Origin of the sequence: Ensifer sp. Root1252 (genome assembly GCF_001425885.1) — a bacterium.
GTDB lineage: Bacteria > Pseudomonadota > Alphaproteobacteria > Rhizobiales > Rhizobiaceae > Ensifer > Ensifer canadensis.
Genome location: NZ_LMDT01000024.1, coordinates 1 through 19,701, shown reverse-complemented (window position 1 = coordinate 19,701; position 19,701 = coordinate 1). Strand labels below are relative to the sequence as shown.

The window sequence follows — 19,701 nt, the reverse complement described above, 5'->3', positions numbered from 1 at the left end:
GGTAGATTTCATGAATGCGCATATCGAAACACGGCAAATTCCGTTGTGTGTCGACTTGGATGGCACCTTACTGGCTGCCGACACACTGTGGGAAGGTGCTGCGATCATCGTTTTGCGCAATCCGCTGATGCTCTTCCCGATGCTCATGTGGCTATCGCAGGGCAAGGCGCGTCTGAAACATGAGGTTGCCTTGCGCTCCGGACGAATGGCGGCGGACTGGCCGTATCGCCAGGCCGTCCTTGCTCGATTGGCCGCCGAAAAGGCCCAAGGACGCGACATCGTGCTGGTTACCGGTGCTGCACCTTCCGTCGCGCGAGAGGTCGAAGCGCATATCGGGCTCTTTTCTTCGATCATGCATTCGTCGGAGGCACTCAATCTGACCAGCAGCCGAAAGCGTGATGCGTTGGTGGAACGGTTCGGCGAAGGTGGCTTCGACTATATGGGCAACAGCCGCGACGACATCGCGGTCTTCGAGGCGTCGCGCCGGGCAATCGTCGTGGCACCCGATGCGGCGGCTGAGAAATGGCGTCGTAGTCACGATGCCGAGAAACTCGACACCGGCAAAGTGAGCATGCTTGCGCCGCTGAAGTCGATCCGCGTCCATCAGTGGGCGAAGAACGTGCTGATCGGCGTGCCGATGATCCTCAATCATGAGGTGCTGCATCTGGATGCGCTGGTGAGTGTTGCCATCGCATTCTTTGCGTTCAGCTTCCTGGCCTCCGCCGTCTACGTCATCAACGACCTCTCCGATCTGGCGAACGACCGGCGCCACGCGAAGAAGCGCAACCGGCCGCTTGCCAGCGGCCAGATGTCGGTGCCGACGGCATTGGTGCTGGTCGTCTGCCTGACCCTGGCCTCGGTTTCGCTGACCTTTCTCCTTCCGTGGAAGTTTGCTGGCGTGCTGGCGTTTTATGCCTGTGCTACGACGGCCTACACCTTTGTGCTCAAGCGCAAGCTTCTCGTCGACGTGTTCACGCTTGCCGGCCTCTACACGACCCGTATCGTTGCCGGTGCGGCGGCGACCGGAACGGAACTTTCCTTCTGGCTGGTGTCGTTCGCGATCTTCTTTTTCCTCAGCCTGGCTCTGGTGAAGCGCTACGTCGAACTGCATGAATTCGACAACAAGGACGGCGGTGCCGTTCCCGGGCGCGGCTATCTCGCGGTCGATTTCGAGATGGTCGGGCAGGCAGGCGTGGCCTCAGCCTTCACTTCCGCTCTGGTGCTTGCGCTTTACGTGCACAGCAAGGAACTGCAGGAAATGTACACGACGCCGTGGGCATTGTGGCCGCTTTGCCCGCTGGTGCTTTATATGCTCCTTCGGATCTGGATGCTGGCGCGCCGTGGCATGCTGCACGAGGATCCGGTGGTCTTCATCATGCGCGATTGGCGCAGCCAGCTGACCATGCTGATCGGGGCGTTACTTATTCTTTTCGGAGCCGTCGGGCCGCAATGAACACACAAGACTACGAAAGTTGGGGCCGGCTCGACCGTCGGCCACGACAGGGCATTTCACCCGACGACTACGAAGATCGCATCGGCAATATCGAGCCCGATGCCTTCCTGCCGTTCGGCAACGGCCGCAGCTACGGCGACAGCTGCCATAACGATCGCGGCATGCTGATCGACAACCGTCGACACGCGCGCATAATCGCCTTCGATCCGGGCACAGGGATGATGACCTGCGAAGCCGGCGTTACCCTTGGCGACGTTTTGGCCCGCGCCATTCCGCACCGCTTCTTTCTTCCCGTGACACCAGGTACGGCTTTTGTCACCGTTGGCGGCGCGCTTGCCAACGATGTCCACGGCAAGAACCACCATGCCCGCGGTACCTTCGGCAATCATGTGACTGGCTTTACGCTCCTGCGTTCCAATGGCGAGCACCTGGCCTGCACTCCGGCGGAGAACCAGGAGCTGTTTTCCGCCACGATCGGCGGAATGGGGCTCACCGGCTTGATCCTGACCGTCAGTCTTCGCCTCACCAAGGTGCCGTCGCCGCATGTGCAGCAGCACGCGATCCGCTTCGATAATCTCGACGAATACTTTGGTCTCGTCGATCGCGTCGACGAAGAACACGAATACTCAGTCGCCTGGATCGACCAGCTTGCAACGGGACGGCGTATGGGCCGTGGGGTTCTGCTGGCCGGCGACCATGCCGATGGCTCTTGCGAGCTTCCCGATATGCCGAAAGGCATGAAGCTCTCGGTGCCGTTTTCGCCACCGTTCAACCTGCTCAATTCAGCGACGCTCAAGGCCTTCAACGAATACTATTTCCGCAAGCAGAAACCGGGCGAGGCCGTGTCGACGGTGCCGTGGACTTCCTATTTCTATCCGCTCGACGCCATCGGCGCGTGGAACAGGCTGTACGGCCCCAAAGGTCTGTATCAGCACCAGAGCGTCTATCCCGCCGAGAATGCGCGGGAGATCACCGCGACGCTGATGGAGACCGCGCGCCGTGCCGGACACGCATCGTTCCTGACCGTCTTGAAGCGCTTCGGGGACGTCGCCTCCCGCGGGCTCCTATCGTTTCCGCGGCCTGGTTTTACTTTGACGCTCGACTTCGCCAATCAAGGTGAACGGACGGTTAAGCTGCTGGACAGGCTGGATGCAATCGTTGTCGAAGCCGGGGGCGCGATCAATCCTTACAAGGATGCGCGTATGAGCCCGCAAGTCTTTGAAAAATCTTTCACTTCCTGGAGGGAGCTTGAGGCTTTGCGCGATCCAGCGCTGACGTCGAACTTCTGGCGCCGCACGGCGCTGGCTTTGCCAAAGTGAGAATGCCGACAATTTTATTAAATTAAACACGCGAACTTCACTGAATATGCGTCTCTCGCGTGTAGGTACTTCCCCGGGACTGGGGGTAAAACTATGAAATATATTCCATTCATTCTCTTCACTGTGCTGACCAATGCGGCGGCACAGTTGATGCTGAAACAGGGCATGATGTCACTCGGGCCGATCTCGATGACGGCAGAGACGGCGATTGTTCGCCTGTTCCAGATCGTTTTCAATCCATGGGTCTTCGCGGGTCTCGCGACCTTTGTCATCTCGATGGCATCGCATCTCTATGTGCTGTCGAAGGTAGAGCTTTCCTTCGCCTATCCGTTCCTGAGCCTGGCCTATGTGGCGGTTGCGATCTTCGCCTACTTCGTCTTCCGCGAGGACCTCAATGCCTGGCGCATCGCCGGCATCGCGCTCATCTGCGTTGGAACGGTTCTGATCGCCCAGTCGGGCATGTCATCCCATGGCGACGAAAAGTCGATCGATACGGCTGGTGCAAGAACAGCAGATTTCGGGAGCAAGTCATGAAGCATATTATCTTTGGTGGCGACGGTTTCGTCGGCCGGCATCTGGCGCAGCGCCTCGTTCAGGATGGCGAGGAGGTCGTGGTCGCCGATATCGTCAAGTCCGATCTGCCGCACTACAACCGTGCCCGCTTCGTCCATTGCGATGTGACGCAGATGAGCGATGTGCTGAAGGTCGGTATCGGCCCTGACGACATGGTCTACAACATGGCGGCCAAGATGCTGTCACCGTTGCAGATCCGTTCGAAGCGCTGGGATTTCTTCTGGCCGGTCAACTACTACGGTGCCGAGAACATCATGAAGGCCATGGGCGCAGCCAATGCGTCGCGTCTCGTTCAGTTCACCACGGACATGATCTACGGCCACACGGTGCAGTCGCCGCAGACCGAGGACCATCCGGCAAAGCCGCTCGGCGAATACGGAAAATCGAAGTGGGCAACGGAGCAACTTGCCGCTCAATGGCGCAAGCAGGGCATGAACATCTCGATCTTCCGCCCACGCCTGATCATCGGACCCGGCCGCCTCGGTATCCTCGAAAAACTGTTCAAGCTGATCGACATGAACCTGCCGGTGCCGATGATCGGTTCGGGCAGGGTACCGTACCAGTTCATCTCGGTGTTCGACTGCGCCGAAGCGGCGCGGCTCGCCTGGAAGGGTGGCGTGCCCAACGAGGCCTACAACCTCGGCTCGGATAGTCCTCCTTCGGTGCGTGAGCTTCTCGGCAACCTGATCAAGCACGCCGATTCAAAGTCCTTCCTGCTGCCGACGCCTGGCTTCGCAGTGAAGCAGACACTGGCGCTGTTCGATCTGATCAACAAGCCGATCATGGATCCGGAGCAGTACCTGATTGCCGACGAACTTTGCGTCCGTGAAACGGGCAAGCTGAAGCATCAGCTCGGCTGGCGGCCGGAGTTCAACGATGGCGACATGCTGATTGCCGCCTATGACGAGTATCGGGCCAAGAAATCCGGCGCTGCCATGCAAAACGCCGCAGCCGTACCGGCCGAGTGAGGGGAATGACAATGCTGGATAGACCGAACCGCACAGGCGTCTCGGCGCCGTCGATCGAAGGCGGGGTCGCAAGGCCAAATCTGATCACGGTCGAGCAGGCGAAAGCCATGTCGATCGGGGACATCACGACCGCCTTCAAGGACCATCTCAACCCTGGTCAGCTTCACTTCATGAAGCTGCTCGGCTTTCACAAGGTGAAGATCGAAAGCGCCGAGGGCATGTACTACACCGATCAGAACGGTCGGAAGATTCTCGACTTCTTCGGCGGCTTCGGTTCGCTGGCCTTCGGCCACAACCATCCGCGTATTCTCGAAGCACGCCAGAAGTTCCAGGACGAGAAGCGCCACGAAATTGCGATCGCCTTCATGTCGCAATATGCATCGGCGCTCGCCAAGAACATTGCCGCCTGCTCGCCTGCTGATCTCGACATGGTCTTCCTCGGTTCCTCCGGTTCCGAGGCGATGGAGGCAGCCGTCAAGCTCGCCGAGCGCGCCGCCGGCCCGAAGCGTCCGAAGGTCGTCTACGCGGAAAATTCCTTCCATGGGAAAACCAAGGGCGTGCTTGCCATTACCGACGGCCAGCTTTACCGCGCCGAGTTTAGGGTTGCCGACAACACGGTCCGCGTTCCCTTCGCCGATATCCAAGCCGTCGAGAACGCCTTCAAGTCCGATCCCGAAATCGGCGTGATCGTGCTCGAGACGATCCAGGGCGGCGGTGGCATCATCCAGGCGCCGGCCGAGTACTGGCAGCAGCTGCGTGCGCTCTGCGATCGCTATGGCGTCCTGTGGGTCGCTGATGAAGTGCAGTGCGGTTATGGCCGTTCGGGTCGCTTCTATGCTTTCGAGCATTATGGCGTCATTCCTGACGTCACCGCGCTCGCCAAGTCGCTCGGTGCCGGCAAGGCGGCGGTTGGCGCAATGATCGCCCGCCGCGACGTCTACATGAAGGCTTATGGCACATCGAAGACGGCGATGATCCACGCCATGGCGACCTTCGGTGGCATGGGCGAAGCCTGCGTCACCGCGATCGAGGGCATCAATGTGCTCTACGACGATCATCTGATCGATCGCGCCGCTGACAGCGGCGACTATCTGCTTGAACGCCTGCAGGCGCTGAAGGAAAAATATCCGAAGATCATCAAGGACGTACGCGGCAAGGGACTGATGGTTGGCCTGGAGTTCCAGGATTTCAGCCAGACGTTGCCGATGGTTCTGCGTCCGGTCGTTTCCGTGTTGGATGACAAGCTGAAGGGCTCGCTCTCTGGCTTCATCGGTGCGTTGCTTCTGCGCGACTACGACGTGCTGGTTGCCTTTACCGAATACAATCGCAATGTCATCCGGCTCGAGCCGCCGCTGATCTGCGAGCGCGCGCACGTCGACCAGTTCATCGCGGCACTGGATGAGCTTCTTGGCCGCGGCATCGTGCATATCGTCAAGGATTTCCTCGGTAGCCAGATCGGCGGCTGAGCGGAAACCCAAAAATACCTCGAAGGGCAGGAGCTTAGTGCTTCTGCCCTTTTATGTTCATGTCGAATTCGACGACATTGGAATAGATCGGCGTGCCGACGTCCATGCCGTAGGGTGAGCGAAAGATGCTGCCGCGGATTATGAAGGAGATCGACCGGCTGTTCCAGTCCATCAGCTTGACGGAGAACCGTTCCTTCCGCGCTTTGCCGCGCGCCGTCAACGTGCCTTCGACGGCGGCCGTGTCCGGGCCGGTCTGCTTGACGCTGGTCGAGCGGAAGGTGACGGTGCGATAGGTCGCGCTGTCGAAGACCGCACTCGACTTCAGGAAATCTTCGACGCGGCTTTCTCCCGTCTCGACACTTTCCGGGTAGAGGGTGAACTCGACCGACGAACGGGCGATGTTATTGCCATCGATACGGAAATTGCCGGAGAACTTGCCGAAGTCGCCGATGATGCCGCCGCCACCGACTTGCGCAACGGAGAAATGCACACGTGACGCACCGGTGATGCCGTAGCTGCCGGCAGCGTCCGAGAGTTGCGGCGCACTGGCACTTGTGGCGCTTGGTCCGAACGTCGTGGCAAGCACGACGCCAAGTGCCAATGCTGTTGGCGTTGCCTTCGATTGCTGCTTGATCATGGTTCACTTCCTCTTGGCAATGACCTGACTGCCCTTGGTCTTTTCGACCTCGCCGCGCCGCAGCAGTCGCGTCGGCAGCATGCGAACCAGAACTTCGTCGCGGCGCACCATGTGATGGTAGAGCGCGGCCATCGCGTGGAGCGCGACAAGAGCCAGCGTCGCGTAGGCGAGGATTGCGTGGGTCGACGTCCAGAAGCTCTCGGCTGCTTCCGATTTCGCCATCGGCAGATGCGAGATGACGAACCAGTCGAAATAGAAGCTTGGAATGTTCAGCGTCGAGGTCGACGCAACCGCCCAACCGGCAAGGGGCACGGCTATGGTCAGGCCGATCAGGATTGCATGCGTGGTCCGGGCCGCGCGTCGTTCGAGCACGGAAAGGCCTGAAGGCGCCTGTGGTTGCCTATCGAGCACATGCCAGACGGCGCGTAGCGCGGCGAGGGCAAGCACGGTGAAGCCGAAGGATTTGTGCCATTGGTAGAGCGAGAACTGCAGGGCTGGATCCAGGGATAGCCTGCGCATGACAAAGCCGAGTGCCAGTAGGCCAAGGATCGACATGGCGATCAGCCAATGGAGGATGATCGTCACCCAGCCGAATGTAGACTTGCTGTTTTGCAGCATGGCACGCTCCTGCGGCATTCGGACGAAATATTCGCCTTCGTCACCCGGATAAGACCCGTTGGCCCCATCTTTTATTCTCCGACGATACCGTAAATTCGCAGGCCGATCCTGTTGATACAGTCGAAAGATATCTCATCTGCTCCGCGCAGGGCAGTCGACGGGCTGGTCTGATGGTTGCAGATCCAACGTATTGCGGAACATGAGACATGACGCAGAATAGCGCGACGACCGAGATGATCCCACTTGAAAACGTGGTGTTGAAACATGCCAACGCCGGCATCGCGCTGGGGGCGGAGCATCGGTTCGCAGAATCGCTCGAGCAATGCGGCGCAACTGGCGGACGCGAACTTCGAGGGGGAAGACCTCTATTATTGGGTCAAAGGCGGTTACGGTGCCGCGCTCCACGATGTCAGGCTTCACCGCGAGAGCATCGCTGTTTCGAAACTCGTTCGCGAATGGACGCTTTCACTGCGCCAGCCGCTCGGGTCGATGACCATCGCCCGCTCCTATCTGGCGCTCGGTGAGGCTGAGCATGTCTATCCCCATATCCAGGACGTCCAACGGCTGACGGGGGACGAGGTGTTCGACCTGTTCGACCGACAGCACGTGGCTGATATCCGCAAGGCACTTGCGGCAAAGGCGTAATACCAACCTGCGCTGATATTGACCGATTGCGCCGGAGCGATTTTGGTTTCCGGCAAGGAGATAACCGCAGCCGGACCGCGTGGTCCGGTGAGGATTGTCAACGCCATCAAGGGGCAAAAGTGCCCGGCCCTTCGGGCGGGCCGTCTGTCGCCCACTGGCAGCGTCGCAATCCTCGACCGATGCCAAGGCATCGCTCTCAGGTCCGCTCCTCGCCGGATGACCGCACACGGTCCCACGCAATAGGTCAATATCAGCGCAGGTTTGGTATAGGTCAGGATGCCCCGGTTATCTCCTGAAACGAGATGCCGAGATCGTCCGCGACGGCCTGCATCATCAGGCGGCGCACGGTTGTCGGCGATAGCAGCGGCATAGGCAGCACTGCCATGCTGGAAAGGCCAATTCCGAGACCGAGGATCCGCCAGGAGATCGTTTCTGCGAGCACGCCTGCACGGAATTCATCCGCCGCGACACCGTCCGCAATGATGCCGCAAAGCAGACGATGCCAGCCGGAAACGGCCCGGGCGTAAGCGCCGGCCAATTCTGGGTCGGCCTGGGCTGCCCGCCATGCCTCCGCCCAGAACCGCATACCGCTTTCCCGTGTATCGTCCGTGTGGTCACTGACGAAGAGCTTGAGCGCTGCCGTCGCACTGAGTGCAGGGCGCATCTCCACGAACTCGGCACGGGCCGCAGCCTCGTAATGCAGGAAGGCCGCACACTTGAGGTCGCTTGCCGTTTTGAAGTGATGGTGGATGATGCCGTTGGCCGCTCCCATTTCGGCTGCAACCCGACGTGTCGTCATCCCGTCGAAGCCGTCCTTCAGCATGACGGCGATGGCCGCCGCAATGATCGCCTCGCGCCGGGCGAGGCGGGTCATGTACACCATATTCAGTCTCCGGTTGTATGCGATTGACATAGCGCAGATTTGATCATATGTCCAATTTGAGCGTTGGCTCAAATCGTTGGCGGACGATCTAAAACCGCGGCCGGCCTTTTTGGCTTGGTCCTCGTTTTCATCCATTTGATTTTCAGGAGTCGCTTATGAGCGAACATGCATTGCCGTCTGATGCAGAAATTACCTTCCGCCGTATCTCCGCGCTTACCGTTTGCGAGGTCTGCGAGCTCAGCGAAACGCTGAGCGAAGGACAGCGCAATATGGTCGCCGACAACGGCACCTCGATTGCGGAAGCGCATTTCTCCGAGAATGCCTGGTTCCGCGCGATCTACGCCGAGGAGACGCTCGTCGGTTTCATCATGCTGCACCAGGGATCGGATTGGGACGACGGCATCGATTGCCCGGGCGTCTACCTCTGGCGCTTCATGATAGCCCGTCCATTTCAGGGCAAGGGCATCGGCAAGAAGGCGATCGAACTCGTCGTGCGCGACCTCAAGGCGCGTGGCATCCGCGAGCTCTACACCAGCTACGGACTGGGTGAGGCGAGCCCAGAAGGTTTCTACAAGGGGTTGGGCTTTGTTCTGACAGGCGATAGCTACGGCGAAGAGCCGGAGGCCGTGCTCAAGTTTGCGGCCTGAAAGAGGCATCACTGGCGGCGCTCGGCGGGTTGCCGCTCAGAATATCTTATGAGAGAGACATGCAAAACGACCAACACGAGGCCAATCGGCTCTCAGAAACGGTGATCCGGCCTTACCGCGCGGAAGATCGTGACCGGCTGGTGGCCATCTGGCTGTCCGCCTCGCGCATCGGGCATCCCTTTCTCGGCGAAGAGCGGCTGGTCACCCAGCTGCAGATCGTCCGCGACACGTACCTGCCGATGGCCGACAATTGGGTCGCAGAGGTCGGTGGGCATCCGGCGGGCTTCATCGGGCTGATCGACAATTTTGTCGGCGGGTTGTTCGTCGATCCCGAAGTCCATGGCGCCGGCATCGGCCGCGGACTGATCGAACACGCCGCGACGCGGCTCGGTCATCTCGACGTCAGCGTCTACGCCGACAACGCGAGCGCGGTCGAATTCTATCACCGTCGCGGCTTTGTCGTCACGGGCCGACAGGAGAGGGATGATGAAGGATTGCCTTTTGCGGTGATCCACATGGCTCGCACCGTCGCCCGCATATAGATCCTTAATTCGGAATCGATCCAAGGACGATATTATTCAGCAGGTTGAAAGCGTTACAGCATCCTTTGCGCGTCATACTTAACGCGCGGCGCTGCAATGCGAGAGACCACCGGCCGGGCCGATCGTTTTGGTCCTGCCGGAATATTCAGCGACGGATGCTTTCCTTTGCCGGCTGCATTTGCTAGGCCGCTTGCCGAGAAAATGACCTGACCCGGAGGAAATTTCATGACGCCTGACATCCGCCCGCTCGTCGCCGGAAACTGGAAGATGAACGGAACGCGCGCATCGTTCGATCAGATCAAGGCGATGGCCGAAGGGGTCAAGGGCGATCTGTCGAGCAAGGTCGAGACGCTGATCTGCCCGCCCGCGACGTTACTCTATGTTGCGACCGCGCTTTGCGACGATAGCCCGCTGATGATCGGCGCCCAGGATTGCCATCAGAAGCAGTCCGGCGCACATACCGGCGAAGTTTCTGCCGAAATGATCGCCGATTGCTTCGGCACCCATGTGATCGTCGGCCATTCCGAGCGACGCACCGACCATGCCGAGCATGACGGGTTGGTGCGCGCCAAGACGGACGCCGCCCACGCCGCCGAACTGGTCGCCATCGTCTGCATTGGCGAAACCGGTGACGAGCGACAGGTGGGCAAGACGCTCGACGTGCTCAAGCGTCAGCTTGCCGAAAGCCTGCCCGACAGCGCCACGGCGGAAAACACTGTCATTGCCTATGAGCCGGTCTGGGCGATCGGTACGGGTCTGACGCCGACGACTGCCGACGTCGAAGAGGCGCATGCCTTCATGCGCCAGGAACTGGTGTCGCGGTTCGGTGGTGCCGGCGGCAAGATGCGCATTCTCTACGGCGGTTCGGTCAAGCCGTCCAATGCCCGCGAATTGATGGGCGTTGCCAACGTCGATGGCGCGCTGATCGGTGGTGCGAGCTTGAAAGCCGAAGACTTCCTCGCCATCTACCGGGCTTATGAAGATTTGACGGCCTGATTGTCCGGCACAGGCCGGGCAGGGGGTTGGAATAGCGGACGGCTTGGTATAAAGAAGCGCGAAAATTGCGCCCGGGAAGCCCCGAGTCCGCGCAAGATTTGATTCGTTTGCCCAAAGGGCAGGACTGGAAGCTGATGCAGACCGTACTACTCGTCATCTATCTCATGGTCGTCGTTGCCCTGATCGGCGTCGTTCTCATTCAGCGCTCCGAAGGTGGTGGCCTCGGCATCGGCGGTGGCTCGGGCTTCATGTCCGCACGCGGCACTGCCAATGCGCTGACCCGCACGACGGCGATCCTCGCGGCACTGTTCTTCGTTCTGGCCCTGGCGATGGGTATCCTCGCCCGTTACCAGCCGCAGGCGACCGACATCCTCGACCGTATTCCGGGCACCAGCTCGGGCGGCGGCGTCCTCGATTCGCTTGGCGGTGGCAACACTCAGGCTCCGGCCGGCGGCGCGACCCAGCAGCCTGCGACCGGCAACGGTGCAACAGCACCGGCTCCGGCGACCACAGGCGAGGCTCCGGCTAGCGGTGCCACGACAACGCAAACGCCTGCAGGCGGCGCCAACGGCAACACGGGATCGCAAGTTCCCAGCGGCCAATAAGGTCGCAATTTAAATGAACCCACCGGCGGATGGCACCATCCGCCGGTTTTATTTTGTGTGAAATCTGATTCCCTTCGAAGACGGAAAAATTCGGATAGGCGAATTTTTCGGTGGCGGAATCGTTTGTTAAAAGGTAACCGGTGACTCCCATGGCGCGATATGTATTCATCACTGGCGGCGTGGTTTCCTCCCTCGGAAAAGGCATAGCTGCGGCTGCTCTTGGAGCGTTGCTGCAGGCGCGTGGCTACCGGGTGAGACTGCGCAAGCTCGACCCCTACCTCAACGTTGATCCGGGCACCATGAGCCCGACCCAGCACGGCGAGGTGTTCGTCACCGACGACGGCGCCGAGACCGATCTGGATCTCGGCCACTATGAACGCTTCACGGGGCGTTCGGCGACGAAGACCGACAACATCACCACCGGCCGGATCTACAAGAACATCATCGACAAGGAACGTCGCGGCGACTATCTCGGCGCAACCGTTCAGGTGATCCCGCACGTTACTAACGAGATCAAGAACTTCGTTACCGAAGGCAACGATGACTATGATTTCGTGCTGTGCGAGATCGGCGGCACCGTCGGCGACATCGAAGCGATGCCGTTCATGGAGGCGATCCGCCAGCTCGGCAACGATCTGCCGCGCGGCACCGCCGTTTATGTCCACCTGACGCTGATGCCCTACATTCCGGCGGCTGGTGAACTGAAGACCAAGCCGACCCAGCATTCGGTCAAGGAACTGCAGGCGCTCGGCATTCATCCCGACATCCTGCTCGTCCGTGCCGATCGCGAAATTCCCGAGGCCGAACGTCGCAAGCTTTCGCTGTTCTGCAACGTCCGCCAGTCGGCGGTTATCCAGGCGCTCGATGTCGCTTCGATCTACGACGTGCCGATCGCCTACCACAAGGAAGGCCTCGACAACGAAGTGCTTGCCGCCTTCGGCATCGAGCCGGCACCGAAGCCGCGCATGGAAGCGTGGGAAGAAGTTGCCGATCGCATCCGTACGCCGGAAGGCGAAGTCACCATTGCGATCGTCGGCAAGTACACCGGCCTCAAGGACGCCTACAAGTCGCTGACCGAAGCGCTCTATCACGGCGGCATCGCCAACCGGGTCAAGGTCAAGCTCGAGTGGATCGAGTCGGAGGTCTTCGAAAAGGAAGATCCGGCGCCGTATCTCGAAAAGGTACACGGCATCCTGGTTCCCGGCGGCTTCGGCGAGCGTGGCTCCGAGGGCAAGATCAACGCGGCGCGTTTCGCCCGCGAACGCAAGGTGCCGTATTTCGGCATCTGCTTCGGCATGCAGATGGCAGTCGTCGAAGCGGCGCGCAACCTTGCCGGCATCGACAAGGCATCCTCGACCGAGTTCGGCCCGACCAAGGAGCCGGTCGTCGGCCTCATGACCGAATGGGTTAAGGGCAACGAACTTCAGAAGCGCTCGGCTTCCGGCGATCTCGGCGGAACCATGCGCCTTGGCGCCTATCGTGCGTCGCTGAAGACCGGCACGAAGATTGCCGACATCTACGGCACGGCCGATATTTCGGAGCGTCATCGCCACCGCTACGAGGTCAACGTCGATTACAAGCCGCAGCTTGAATCCTGCGGCCTGGTCTTCTCGGGCATGTCGCCTGATGGCATTCTGCCTGAGACCGTCGAGTACCCTGACCATCCGTGGTTCATCGGCGTGCAGTATCACCCGGAGCTGAAATCGCGCCCCCTTGATCCGCACCCGCTGTTTGCGAGCTTCGTCGAAGCGGCGCTGGAACAGTCGCGCTTCGTTTGATCCGTCAGCACGGTTCTGAAAATTGCGGCCGGTCCTACGTGACCGGCCGTTTTCGTTTTGGCTTCATATGCCGCATCGACACCGAAGCGCCCGGCGAGCAGGGTCGCCGGGTGCGATCTCGATCTCGCCGAAAAGAATGGTCTACCGCCGATCGGCGCTTGCAAGGTTGCGCCATTGCGGCACGCGCCAAATGGTGATGAGGCGCAGCAGCCATTCCAGCGGTCCATAGGCGAAGCGTTGCAGCCACCAGCGGCTAAGAACAAGCTGGGCGGCGTAGACGACAAGGGCCATCGATACGGTTTCGAGCGGCGAGATATGGCCGATCAAGCCGAAACCGTAGCCATGAAAGATAAGCGCGCAGATGAGCGACTGTAGCAGGTAGTTGGAAAGCGCGGTCCGGCCGGCCGGCGCCAACAGGTTGCGCAGCCACCGTCCAGCGGCACTATCGAGGAACAGCATCATCGCGCCGACATAGGCTCCCGTCAGAAACGGCGCGGTCAACAGCCCGACGGCAAGTCCGGTGATCGCCTGAGGCGAATCGGCCATTTGGACGCTGGTATAGGCATAGATGACGGCGCCAGGCAGGCCGACGAAAAGGCCGAGGCGAACAAGCCAACGGAACAGGGCGCGGTTCTCCTGCGGCCGAGACAGGATCTGCCGACGTCCGGCAATCAGGCCGACAAGAAACATGGCCAGCGCCGATGGCGCCTGCAACAGGCCGAGGATGACCCAGACCGATGACAGTTCCGTCAGGTGCTGGCCGATGATGGATTGCCAATCGCCCCGAAAGGCCGCTTCCGTCGCTGCAGCCGCGGCGATGATGGCGTACCGCTCAAGGACTGGAGGCTCCAGGACGGCGGCGACGCCAAGGGCGAACCAGGCAAGCGCCGTACTGATCACCAGCAGGCGAGCGAGACGCCAGAGGCTGGCATCGCTTCGCGTGCGCAACATCATCAGGGCGATGCCAAGGACGGCGTAGGTCGTCAGGATGTCGCCATGAAACAAAAGCACCGCATGCGTCAGGCCAATCAGCCAGAGCCCCGCCTGCCGCCGCAAGAGTCGCGGCACGAAGGCGTCGCCTGCCTTTTCGGCGGAGCGCATCTGCAAGGTGAAGCTGTAGCCGAAGAGAAAGGAAAAGAGCAGGTAGAACTTCATTTCGAAGAACAGTGCGACAGCGAAGTGCACCGCGCGGTCTAGGCCGGTATCGAACGATGGGTCAGGCAATTCGAGGCCGTAAAATGCCGAAGCGAAGGCCATGATGTTGACGAGCAGAATGCCGAGCAGCGCGAAGCCGCGCAGCGCATCGACCCCGTCTATGCGGTCTTGGGTGGTCATGGTCATCTCCGTAACGGCAGGCGATGTGGCGGCCGGCCGGATCCATCTGATTCAAAACGCCTATCGCCGAACGGGCATGGTTGGGCGAACGGTCGACGTAGCTCCGCCAACCGGGGGGTCGGCAGTGGGTGGCGCAAAACGTTCAAGGGCGGCTCAGTGGCGTTATAATAAATAGAGTAATCTATCTAATAATAAGTTTCGAGGACGTCAAGGGGTTCGCCGAGCCGATGCAGGCGACGGCGTTCAACGGATTGAGGTTGGGGGGTGCGGTCCGCGGAGGCTAGTTTGCTGCGGCTTTGGCCTTCAGCCAGGCGGTCTGGCGTCGCGCGCGGCGCAATGCCGTAACGGCTGCCCCGACCGAGACGACAACAAGGGCGACGAGCAGTACTTCGCCATCGCCGAGCCACAACCCTTCAAAAGCCGAAACGACGGCCGCCAACGTGATCACCGCCATGCGGTGCTGTTTTGCCAACGGGCCGGAAAAGTCGCTCGGTGCGCCATTGGCACGGCCGAGTTCGCGGACATAGGCGGTGAGCACGGCGAAGGCGCCTGCGGCAAAGCCGAGCGCAGGCAGGCCGACGCCATAGCCGGCGCCGGCGAAAATGAAGAGGTCGGCGACCCGATCGGGAAATTCATTCCAGAACGGACCGTCCGGTTCACCCTTGCCGCCCTCGACGGCAACCATACCGTCAAATAGATTGCAGAGCAGACGCATCTGGCAGAACAGGGCCGCCGCGATGAAAAGCAGGGCGCGAAGTCCGTCCTGGGTCTCGCTGGTCAGCCAGAAAGCAACGCCTGCCAGAGCCGCGGCCGCCATGCTTGCCTGCGATATCTGGTTGGGCGTGATCGACATCGCGGCGAGGCGTCGGGCGATTGCCTGCGCCCAGCGGGTGTTTCGGCTGGCCAACGGCCTGCGGTCGCCGGTTTCTGTCATTGGTCAAGCTCCCCCGCGGCTGATCGAATAGTTGTAGAGCACTGCATAACTGCCCGATACCAGCAGCGGCACGGCAATGGTTTTGAGAATTTCCGGTGTTCCGGTTGCCGCGTGCACGGCGACGAGGATGCTTGTCGAAGCAAGGCAGGCGAGGAGCGGCGGCATCCAAAGCTGCGAAGTGCCGCGGAAACGAAGAGACAGCGCGTCGATGGCCGATTTCAGGCACAGTGTCAGCGCGGCTGAAAGGGCGCCCTGCACCAGGCCGGCTACGAGTGGTCGCGGCATTGGGTGGTGCCTGTTGGCAAACAGCGCCCATCCGCCCATTGCTATGAAAGCAAAAAGCACGTGGACGATGCTGCTGCGGGCAAAAGCGCGCAGGTGGCCGCTCATGTCAACGACCACCAGTATCGCGTCAGATGAAAGAAGATCGGTGCCGAGAATACGACCGAATCCAGCCGGTCGATCAAGCCGCCATGGCCTTCGATCAGGTGGCCCCAGTCCTTGACGCCGCGATCCCGCTTGATCGCCGACATCACCAGCCCGCCGAAGAAGCCCATCATCGTGATGATGAACGACATCACCCCGGCCTGGATCGGGGTAAACGGCGTGATCCACCAGAGCGAGGCGCCGAGCAGCGTCGCGCTGGCAACGCCGCCGACGAACCCCTCCACTGTCTTCGACGGCGAGAGCTTCGGCGCGATCTTGGTGCGCCCGAAGAGCTTGCCCCAGACATATTGCAGCACATCGCTCGATTGCACGACGATCACCAGGAAGGCGATCAACAACACGTTGCGCCCCCCGTAGCCGGGTATCTGCAGCGTCAGCAAGGCCGGTACGTGCGAGGCGCAAAACACGCAGATCATCAACGCCCATTGGACTTCGGAAATCCGCAGCAGGAAGTTTTGCGTATCGCCCCGCAGGACCGCAATGATCGGCATCAGCAGGAAGGCATAGACAGGAATGAAGATCGCGTAGATGCCGTATTCTTCGGCCCAGAGCAGATAATAGTTGATCGGTAAGGCCAGGAAAAAGGCAGCAGCGATCGCCCAATGGTCGGCGCGGCGCGTATTGATCAGCGTGATGAATTCACGTAGCGCCGCAAATGAGCAGAAGGCGAAAAGCAGCAGCACCCCGACACGTCCGGCGATGAAGGCGATGGCAATGAGGAACACCATTGCCCACCAGGCCTTGATGCGGGCGTTGAGGTTCTCGATCGCTCCATTGGAGCCGTCGGGCGAAAGCCTGCGCTGCAGTACGTAACCGACCGAAGAGGCGAACAGCAGGATGCCGCCGACGCCGAGCAGCAGGGTGACCATATCGGAAGTCGTGGTACTCATGCGTCGTTATCCGTCTGTGCCGGGGCGAGGGAAAGCAGTGCTGCTTGCGCCCTGGCGATGAAGTCTTCCTTGCTCTCGTCTGGTCCAACCTTCAACGGCTCGCCGAAGTTGATCGTGCAGATCAGCGGGATCGGAACGAACTCGCCCTTCGGCATCACGCGGTTGAGATTGTTGATCCAGACAGGGACAAGCGCCACGTCCGGCCGCTTGCGTGCGAGGTGATAGAGCCCGCTCTTGAATGGCAGCAGCTTGGCCTCGGTCTGGTTGCGCGTGCCTTCGGGAAACACGATCAGCGAGGCACCTTCGTCCAGAGCCGTCGCCATCTGTTCGACCGGGTCGCTTGTGCGCGCGGCGGGGTCGCGTTCGATCAGCACCGCATTGAAGACGTCGCGGCCGATGAACGATGTCAGCTTCGACTTCAGCCAGTATTCGGCGCTGGCAACCGGGCGGGCGCGGTCGCGCAGCCAAGGCGGCAGCACGGCCCAGATCAGGATGAAATCGCCATGGCTGGAGTGGTTGGCGAAATAGATGCTCTGTCTCGGCGGCAGGCCGGTTTCGTGCCAGAGTGCCCGGGCAGCTGTCAGTGCGCGGGCAAACATCATGATGGCGACCGAAGCGAGCTTGGCAATCAAATCGCGAATCATGCCGCCTCAACTCCATGTTGAAGGCATCCAGGTATCGAAGGTTGCCTTGCTCCGCGTATCCGGATGTGTCCCCCGCCGTGCAATGAAATGATCAAATGTTGCCCCTAAAAACGCGCAGGCCCATCGTAACCTCAGGCTGCATCGGCCGACTTTACGCGATTGCGTCCGCTTCACAAGCGGCCGAAGTCGCTCCTGGGATGATGACGTGTGGGCGCCGCAAATTCTTCGATCTCTGCACGTTTTTAGCTGACACGCTGAAAACGATGCGACGTCACACCGCAGTCTTTTACCGAAAGGCGGCTTCTACTGAACGTTGACCGCTTGCAGCGCAGCCGCCAATTTTCGAGTGTTGTAAGAGGAGCGTCGTTCAATGCGCCAGTTTCCTGATCGACAGGTTTGTGCCGACCTTTATCGCGACCTGCGCCATCAAACGCGATCTTAGTGTTTGACGCGAATGGCCCGACCTCGTTGTTCGGGCGCTGAACGCAGGTGTAACGAGAACAACCGCAGCGGCCGACGCGACGCTGCGGTTCCCAGTCCCTCGTGTCGCCGTGTTACGTCGTGTTACTGTTACGTACTCCCCAAAACACCGGTTTCAGCCTTTTCTGTTCTTCAGCTAAAGAAAGGGTCAGTACCTATGCGCTTCATAACTTTGTTGTTCGTGCCTTTGACGATCGCCCTGCTAGGGCTTTCGGGCTGTGCCACGACGTCCTCGAGCAATACGACCTACGCGCAGCCGCAAACATTCGCCCCCGGTCTCGGGGCTTCGAATACGGGCAACGCCACCGCGGCGCCGGGATACTATTGACGCTCGGGCAGTTCGGCACCTGGTGGCAACCATAAATCTGCGGCGGGCGGTGCCCGGCGCGGATGGATTCTGTTCTCTGCAGATGTTTGGGTCCAGACGGGCAATCGGTGCCATGGCCGCCAGTCGGCTTGCAATCGCCGGACAAAAGTTGCAAACAGCGGCAAACCATCAGGGAAACCGCCATGAGCCTCTCCAAGCGCACCACCCGCCCGCTCGATCATCTCGTGCTACCGGTGGACGCACTTGAACAGGCACGGCGTCGCCTCAATGATCTCGGTTTCACGGTGGCCGAGGATGCTCGCCATCCCTTCGGCACCGAAAACGCCTGCGTCTTCTTCTCCGACAACACTTATCTTGAGCCGCTTGCCGTCGCTTCGCGCGAAGAATGCGAAATGGCAGCCCTGGACGGCAACGCCTTCGTCGCCCGCGACCAGGCTTTCCGATTCCGTCAGGGGCCGGAAGGTCTGTCAGCGATCGTGCTCGGCACTGAAGACGCTGCGACGGATCATATGCGGTTTCGCGCCCGTGGCATCTCGGGCGGCGAGATGTTGGAGTTCTCGCGGCCCATGCGGCTGCCGGATGGCCGGGAAGGGCTTGGCTCCTTCCGGCTGGCCTTTGCCGCCGACCTGCGCTCGCCGGATTTCTTCCTGTTCAGCTGTCAGCGGGTGCGCGCGCTTCCAATCGATCGTGGCGCGCTCGAGCGGCACGACAACAGCGTGCTCGGCATTTCCGAGGTCGTGCTTTCGGAGACGAACCCGACCGATTTCCAGTACCTGCTGCAAGAGGCGGTCGATGAGCGCGAAGTCGCGGCTCACTCCTTCGGCATGGATATCGAGACGACGAACGCCAAGATCTCTGTGCTGAGCGCCGCCGGCATGGAGGCTTTCTTCGGCCGTTCGGTCCGCAGCGCCGAGCGCGGCTTGCGCGGCCGGGCCGTGATCTTCCGCGTCGCGGACCTCGAAGTGACGCGTGCGCTCTTCGCGCGCAACGATATCGAATTTTCAGAAATGGGCGGACGCCTCATTGTCCCCGAAATGCCGGGGCAAGGGGTGATCTTCGCGTTTGGAGCTTGATGATGGAAACGAATGCCAGAGTAGTCGTCGGTGAAGGTGCCAAGCAGGTCGCCTTCTCGCAGAGGGAGCGCCTGTCGCTGATCGCCGGCCCCTGCCAGATGGAAAGCCGCGAGCACGCCTTCATGATGGCGGGAAAGCTTGCCGAACTATGCAAGTCGCTGGATATCGGCCTGGTCTACAAATCGTCCTTCGACAAGGCCAACCGTACATCGCTTTCTGGCAAGCGCGGCATCGGCCTCGACACGGCGATGGAAATCTTTGCCGATCTCAAGAAGGAGTTCGGTTTCCCGGTCCTGACCGATGTGCACACCGAGGAGCAGTGCGCCGTCGTCGCCGAGACCGTCGACATCCTGCAGATCCCGGCCTTCCTGTCGCGCCAGACCGACCTTCTGGTGGCAGCTGCCAAGACTGGCCGCACCATCAACGTCAAGAAGGGCCAG

Annotated in this window: 20 protein-coding genes and 1 pseudogene; 13 read left to right on the top strand and 8 right to left on the bottom strand. The window is 60.6% G+C overall.

Annotated features, from left to right (window positions below):
• Window positions 1–10 precede the first annotated feature (10 nt).
• The 5 genes from ASD02_RS24570 to ASD02_RS24550 all read left to right on the top strand — a co-directional run bounded on the left by ASD02_RS24570 (window position 11) and on the right by ASD02_RS24550 (window position 5,779).
• Complete coding sequence (locus ASD02_RS24570; RefSeq protein WP_025426742.1) at window positions 11–1,453, top strand: UbiA family prenyltransferase; 1,443 nt, start codon at window positions 11–13, stop codon at window positions 1,451–1,453.
• Window positions 1,450–2,772 (top strand): FAD-binding oxidoreductase, encoded by a 1,323-nt coding sequence (locus ASD02_RS24565; protein ID WP_025426743.1) that lies wholly within the window; start codon window positions 1,450–1,452, stop codon window positions 2,770–2,772. Before ASD02_RS24570 ends, ASD02_RS24565 begins: the two co-directional genes overlap by 4 nt.
• A gap of 93 nt (window positions 2,773–2,865) precedes the next feature.
• A complete protein-coding gene (locus ASD02_RS24560; RefSeq protein ID WP_025426744.1) occupies window positions 2,866–3,306 on the top strand; it encodes a transporter in 441 nt (146 codons plus the stop codon).
• Complete coding sequence (locus ASD02_RS24555; RefSeq protein WP_025426745.1) at window positions 3,303–4,313, top strand: NAD(P)-dependent oxidoreductase; 1,011 nt, start codon at window positions 3,303–3,305, stop codon at window positions 4,311–4,313. The genes ASD02_RS24560 and ASD02_RS24555 overlap by 4 nt, the downstream gene beginning before the upstream one ends.
• A gap of 5 nt (window positions 4,314–4,318) precedes the next feature.
• Window positions 4,319–5,779 (top strand): aspartate aminotransferase family protein, encoded by a 1,461-nt coding sequence (locus ASD02_RS24550; protein WP_025426746.1) that lies wholly within the window; start codon window positions 4,319–4,321, stop codon window positions 5,777–5,779.
• Window positions 5,780–5,813: 34 nt separating this feature from the next.
• Here the strand turns inward: ASD02_RS24550 and ASD02_RS24545 are convergent, their stop codons facing one another.
• Window positions 5,814–6,416 (bottom strand): YceI family protein, encoded by a 603-nt coding sequence (locus tag ASD02_RS24545; RefSeq protein WP_025426747.1) that lies wholly within the window; start codon window positions 6,414–6,416, stop codon window positions 5,814–5,816.
• A gap of 3 nt (window positions 6,417–6,419) precedes the next feature.
• A complete protein-coding gene (locus ASD02_RS24540) occupies window positions 6,420–7,034 on the bottom strand; it encodes a cytochrome b (protein WP_025426748.1) in 615 nt (204 codons plus the stop codon).
• Between the two features lie 264 nt (window positions 7,035–7,298).
• Here ASD02_RS24540 and ASD02_RS24535 point away from each other — a divergent pair, with 264 nt between their 5' ends.
• On the top strand, window positions 7,299–7,679 hold the full coding sequence (locus ASD02_RS24535) for a hypothetical protein (RefSeq protein WP_057220549.1): 381 nt from the start codon (window positions 7,299–7,301) through the stop codon (window positions 7,677–7,679).
• A gap of 271 nt (window positions 7,680–7,950) precedes the next feature.
• Here the strand turns inward: ASD02_RS24535 and ASD02_RS24530 are convergent, their stop codons facing one another.
• The gene (locus ASD02_RS24530; RefSeq protein ID WP_025426750.1) at window positions 7,951–8,562 is read right to left on the bottom strand and encodes a TetR family transcriptional regulator C-terminal domain-containing protein; all 612 of its coding nucleotides are present in this window, start codon (window positions 8,560–8,562) and stop codon (window positions 7,951–7,953) included.
• A gap of 155 nt (window positions 8,563–8,717) precedes the next feature.
• On the opposite strand from ASD02_RS24530, the gene ASD02_RS24525 reads away from it, so the two are divergent.
• From ASD02_RS24525 to ASD02_RS24505, 5 genes are all read left to right on the top strand, one after another.
• A complete protein-coding gene (locus ASD02_RS24525) occupies window positions 8,718–9,209 on the top strand; it encodes a GNAT family N-acetyltransferase (protein WP_025426751.1) in 492 nt (163 codons plus the stop codon).
• Window positions 9,210–9,268: 59 nt separating this feature from the next.
• Window positions 9,269–9,751, top strand: a complete 483-nt coding sequence (locus ASD02_RS24520; RefSeq protein ID WP_025426752.1) for a GNAT family N-acetyltransferase — start codon at window positions 9,269–9,271, stop codon at window positions 9,749–9,751.
• 225 nt (window positions 9,752–9,976) lie between these two features.
• Window positions 9,977–10,747: a triose-phosphate isomerase gene (gene tpiA, locus ASD02_RS24515; RefSeq protein WP_025426753.1), complete on the top strand. Its 771-nt coding sequence runs from the start codon at window positions 9,977–9,979 to the stop codon at window positions 10,745–10,747.
• 134 nt (window positions 10,748–10,881) lie between these two features.
• Window positions 10,882–11,352, top strand: coding sequence for a preprotein translocase subunit SecG (secG, locus tag ASD02_RS24510; RefSeq protein ID WP_025426754.1), 471 nt, complete (start codon window positions 10,882–10,884; stop codon window positions 11,350–11,352).
• 149 nt (window positions 11,353–11,501) lie between these two features.
• The gene (locus ASD02_RS24505; protein ID WP_025426755.1) at window positions 11,502–13,130 is read left to right on the top strand and encodes a CTP synthase; all 1,629 of its coding nucleotides are present in this window, start codon (window positions 11,502–11,504) and stop codon (window positions 13,128–13,130) included.
• A 141-nt stretch (window positions 13,131–13,271) separates the two neighbouring features.
• On the opposite strand, the gene ASD02_RS24500 is transcribed toward ASD02_RS24505, so the two are convergent.
• From ASD02_RS24500 to ASD02_RS24480, 5 genes are all read right to left on the bottom strand, one after another.
• Entirely contained in the window at window positions 13,272–14,465 is a 1,194-nt protein-coding gene (locus ASD02_RS24500) for a DUF418 domain-containing protein (protein WP_063963221.1), read from the bottom strand.
• A 280-nt stretch (window positions 14,466–14,745) separates the two neighbouring features.
• Window positions 14,746–15,399 (bottom strand): CDP-alcohol phosphatidyltransferase family protein, encoded by a 654-nt coding sequence (locus tag ASD02_RS24495; protein ID WP_025426757.1) that lies wholly within the window; start codon window positions 15,397–15,399, stop codon window positions 14,746–14,748.
• 3 nt (window positions 15,400–15,402) lie between these two features.
• Window positions 15,403–15,789, bottom strand: coding sequence for a hypothetical protein (locus ASD02_RS24490; RefSeq protein WP_025426758.1), 387 nt, complete (start codon window positions 15,787–15,789; stop codon window positions 15,403–15,405).
• Window positions 15,786–16,736: a phosphatidate cytidylyltransferase gene (locus tag ASD02_RS24485; protein WP_025426759.1), complete on the bottom strand. Its 951-nt coding sequence runs from the start codon at window positions 16,734–16,736 to the stop codon at window positions 15,786–15,788. Before ASD02_RS24485 ends, ASD02_RS24490 begins: the two co-directional genes overlap by 4 nt.
• Window positions 16,733–17,377 carry a lysophospholipid acyltransferase family protein gene (locus tag ASD02_RS24480; protein ID WP_025426760.1) on the bottom strand — a complete coding sequence of 215 codons (645 nt, stop codon included), beginning with the start codon at window positions 17,375–17,377 and terminating at the stop codon, window positions 16,733–16,735. The genes ASD02_RS24485 and ASD02_RS24480 overlap by 4 nt, the downstream gene beginning before the upstream one ends.
• Before the next feature lie 993 nt (window positions 17,378–18,370).
• Between ASD02_RS24480 and ASD02_RS24475 the strand changes: the two genes are divergently transcribed.
• Both ASD02_RS24475 and ASD02_RS24470 read left to right on the top strand, forming a co-directional pair.
• Complete coding sequence (locus ASD02_RS24475) at window positions 18,371–19,261, top strand: VOC family protein (RefSeq protein ID WP_025426761.1); 891 nt, start codon at window positions 18,371–18,373, stop codon at window positions 19,259–19,261.
• Window positions 19,261–19,701 (top strand): annotated as a pseudogene (locus ASD02_RS24470) (3-deoxy-8-phosphooctulonate synthase); the annotation flags it as partial. The gene ASD02_RS24475 and the pseudogene ASD02_RS24470, both read left to right, overlap by 1 nt.